The sequence below is a fragment of the Rhizobium tibeticum genome (assembly GCF_900110205.1).
GTDB lineage: Bacteria > Pseudomonadota > Alphaproteobacteria > Rhizobiales > Rhizobiaceae > Rhizobium > Rhizobium tibeticum.
This window is the reverse complement of record NZ_FOCV01000110.1, coordinates 1-3662: the sequence shown is the minus strand read 5'-3', so window position 1 is coordinate 3662 and position 3662 is coordinate 1. Positions and strand designations below refer to the sequence as shown.

Below are 3662 nucleotides of genomic sequence, written 5' to 3'. Positions count from 1 at the left end.
AGCCCAAAAGAGAGGCCGCATAGGGGGCTTTGCGCCATCAGCAGAGAACGGCCTGAATGATCGGTGCATCCTCATCAGCATGATCAGCGCCGACGGTGCTTCATCGCTCCTACCGATGTCATTGCCATCCTCTTGAGGTTCGGCAAGACACGCAGGCCCGGTGAGGCCAACTCGCGTGCTGAGAACGGATACGCTGCTCACCTACTGCTGGAATGGATTTGAAACCTCCGATTTGTTCGACGCGCCGGACTTCTACGGCGCCAACAAGCAAATTGAGGAAATAGAGTGACAAAGCGAAAGTACAGACATCGCCGCAGTGTCCATGCTCGGATCAACTGGCTACAGCTGCATGTCGATGGGTTCAAGGAGTGGCTTTCTCAGCAGAATTATTCGCCCGCAACGATCGTGGAGGTGGTGCGCCTGCTGGCACTATGGGGTGACTGGGTACGAGCGACCGGTTTCGAGATCGGCACGCTCGCGGTTGGCTTCGCTGCATCGGCGTCGGTGTTCCAGGGCAGCAAAAACGCGCGCGCTCCGCAGGGTGCGGCTGCGCTGTTCGTCTCTTATCTGCGCGAGAAAAACATTCTGCCTGCAGAGCTGCACCCGTCGCTGGAGGAGACCTGGCCAGCGCTTGCCGCGTTCCGATGCTGGATGAAGGAGCAGCGTGGTATCAAGGATTCCACGCTCGATACCTATCAGCCAATCTTGATCGACCTTCTGTTGTCGCTCGGCACTGATCCGGAAGTTTATACGGCGATCGCGATCCGTGGCTTCGTGCTCGACCGCGCGAAACCGCATGGCCGCGCTCGGGCTCAGGGTATCACTGTCGCAACGCGCGCCTACCTCAAATACCTTGTGGCGATCGGGCAATGCCCCGCTGGCCGGGAATATGCAGTTCCGAGCTTTGCAAGCTGGCAACTGGCAACGACACCACGCTTCCTTGGACAAAGCAATATCGACCGACTCATTGCCGCTTGTGATAGCGAAGACCGGTTACGTGATCGCGCCGTCGTGCTGCTCTTGGCTCGGCTGGGTCTCAGGGCGAGCGAGGTCGCCAATCTTACCTTTGGTGACATCGATTGGAAGAATGGTCGAATAACGCTTGTCGGCAAGGTCCGGCGCGAAGAATGGCTTCCGCTGCCCCAGGACGTCGGCGACGCCATCCTCGCCTATATTGAGCGGGCAAGGCCGCGCATTGCGACGATGCGGGTGTTCTTAACGGATCTTGCACCGATCCGCCCGCTCAGCCGCATCGCCGTAAAATGTATCGTGCGTCGCGCGCTCGACAGAGCAGGAATTGAAAGCATCCATCGCGGGGCGCATGTGCTGCGGCACTCGGCGGCGACTGCGATGCTGCGAAGCGGGGCAAGCCTTGCCGGCGTCGGAGCTGTGTTGCGTCACCGTTCTCCATCGACGACCGCGCTCTACGCCAAAGTAGACATCAGCCTCTTGTCCGAGATCGCGCAGCCTTGGGGCGGGAGGCTGCCATGCTGAGCGCCGACGTCAACCGCTATATCAGTCTGCGCCGCGCGCTAGGTTACAAGCTTGTCCGGGCCGAACGGCATCTCCTTGCGTTTGCGTGCTTTGCAGCAGAACGCGACGAGAGCCACATTCGCACCGCAACAGCTCTTACCTGGTTGCCCACGGCTGCCAAAAGCCCAAACGCCATGGCGCATCGCCTGATGGACTTGATCCAGTTTGCTCGCTTCATGCAGGCGGAAGATCCTCGGCATGAAATACCGCCCGCAGATATCAAGCGGAACACCAATCGACCGGTTCCCTACATCTATACTGCGGCCGAGATCGCCCGGATTCTCGATGCTGCCGGCAATCTAAGGTACCAAAGGCCCAATCCGCTGCGTCGCAAGCTCTATGTCATGCTTTTTGGGCTGATCGCAGCGACTGGAATGCGCGTGTCCGAGGTTGTTGCTCTCAGGCTCGACGATATCCTGCCCGACGGCGTGTTGCGCATTCGCGAAACCAAGTTCCGCAAAAGTCGGCTGGTGCCGCTGCACCCGACCGTCGTTGAGGCGCTCAAACGCTATCTTGGGGCCAGGTGCCAATTTGCGGCCGAGAGTGATTGGCTCTTCCCATCCGTAGAGCACCGACAAATGTGCTTGAGAATGGTGAATTACACATTCCGTTGCGTCACACGACGGGCGGGCATCGTGTTGGAGCGAAGTCAGCAGCCACGCATCCACGACCTCCGACATACCTTCGCAACCCGCGTCCTGGAACAATGCGGCGCTGGGCGCGGCGAAGTTGCTCGGCACTTTGTCGCCCTGTCGACCTACTTGGGCCATGTCAGTATCCACAATACCTACTGGTATCTTCAGGCGACGCCGGAAATGATGACCGACATTGCCGCGGCTGCAGAGGCCTTGGTCGGGGAGAACGCCGCATGACGAAGCTCGCCCCTCTCATCACCGGCTTCCTGCGAGATTATATGCCCCAGCAGCGAGGCTATAGCCCGCAAAGCTGCGCGACATACGCATTCAGCTTCAAGCTGCTGTTCAACTTCACAGCAAGCCGGCTAGGCACTCGCCCGTCGCTGCTTGCCATCGAAGACCTCGACGCACCGATGATCGTGGCTTTCCTTGCGCACATTGAACAGGATCGCGGCAATAGCGCGTCCACACGCAATGTGCGGCTCGCTGCCATTAAGGCGTTCATGCGCTACCTCGAGCACAAGGTGCCCTCCGCACTGGAGCAGATCGGCCGGGTCCATGCGATCCCGACCAAGCGCCATGACCAGAAGCTCATCCGTCATCTGACGATGGAAGAGGTTCACGCGGTTCTTAACGCGCCCGACCTCTCGACACGCTCTGGCATCCGTGATCGGGCGATGATGCATCTCTGCTTCGCCGGAGGCTTGCGGGTCTCCGAACTGATCGGCGTTCTGACGGAGAACCTGTCGCTTCGACACGGCGCGAGCGTGACGGTTCTAGGAAAGGGCCGCAAGGAACGCTGCCTGCCGCTCTGGAAGGATACTGCACGGGACCTTCGCGCTTGGTTGAGTGTCCGGGGCGCAGTCCGCGTCCCGGAGCTCTTCGTCAATGCTCAGGGCGATCCGATGACCCGTGCCGGCTTTGAGTATGTGCTCGACAAGCATGTCGGCAAAGCTGCCGAGAACTGCGCATCACTTCGCGATCGTCGCGTCTCACCTCACCAGCTTCGGCACAGCTGTGCAGTCGTCATGCTGCAGGCAACCCGCGACATCCGCAAGGTCGCCCTGTGGCTGGGCCATGCCGACATCCGCACGACCGAGGTCTATCTTCGCATGGACCCGTCAGAAAAGCTGGAAGCGGTCGAGGCGGTAATCCCTCCTGAACTGAGGCGCGGCCGGTTCAAGGCGCCGGATGCCCTAATCGCATCCTTGCTGTCGGACTTGGGATAACCAGCGCAATCCGAACGGCGCACGGTTGAGTGGAGTTTGGTACCCAAATACGGACTGTCCGCTCCATCTGATATCGCGCTCGGCACGGTCTCGATACCCTGTCGAGCGCGGCGTGTTTTGTTGGATCTGGTGAGATGGTGGCCGGGGCGGCGGGAGGGGTAACGCACCGGCGTCGGCGCTGATCATGCTGATGAGGATGCACCGATCATTCAGGCCGTTCTCTGCTGATGGCGCAAAGCCCCCTATGCGGCCTCTCTTTTGGGCT

The 3662-nt window shown here is 60.1% G+C and carries 3 protein-coding genes; all 3 read left to right on the top strand.

Annotated features, from left to right (window positions below; genetic code table 11):
* Positions 1-285 precede the first annotated feature (285 nt).
* From BSG20_RS34810 to BSG20_RS34800, 3 genes are read left to right on the top strand one after another with little or no spacing between them, the layout of a single operon-like run.
* Complete coding sequence (locus tag BSG20_RS34810; RefSeq protein WP_072382328.1) at positions 286-1494, top strand: tyrosine-type recombinase/integrase; 1209 nt, start codon at positions 286-288, stop codon at positions 1492-1494.
* Positions 1488-2405, top strand: coding sequence for a tyrosine-type recombinase/integrase (locus BSG20_RS34805; RefSeq protein ID WP_072382326.1), 918 nt, complete (start codon positions 1488-1490; stop codon positions 2403-2405). Before BSG20_RS34810 ends, BSG20_RS34805 begins: the two co-directional genes overlap by 7 nt.
* Entirely contained in the window at positions 2402-3397 is a 996-nt protein-coding gene (locus BSG20_RS34800) for a tyrosine-type recombinase/integrase (protein WP_072382324.1), read from the top strand. Before BSG20_RS34805 ends, BSG20_RS34800 begins: the two co-directional genes overlap by 4 nt.
* Positions 3398-3662: the final 265 nt, after the last annotated feature.

What these genes read in the sequence shown, in the direction of transcription:
- BSG20_RS34805 (WP_072382326.1), top strand. Translation starts at nt 1,488, where the DNA reads ATGCTGAGCGCCGACGTCAACCGCTATATCAGTCTGCGCCGCGCGCTA.
- BSG20_RS34800 (WP_072382324.1), top strand. Translation starts at nt 2,402, where the DNA reads ATGACGAAGCTCGCCCCTCTCATCACCGGCTTCCTGCGAGATTATATG.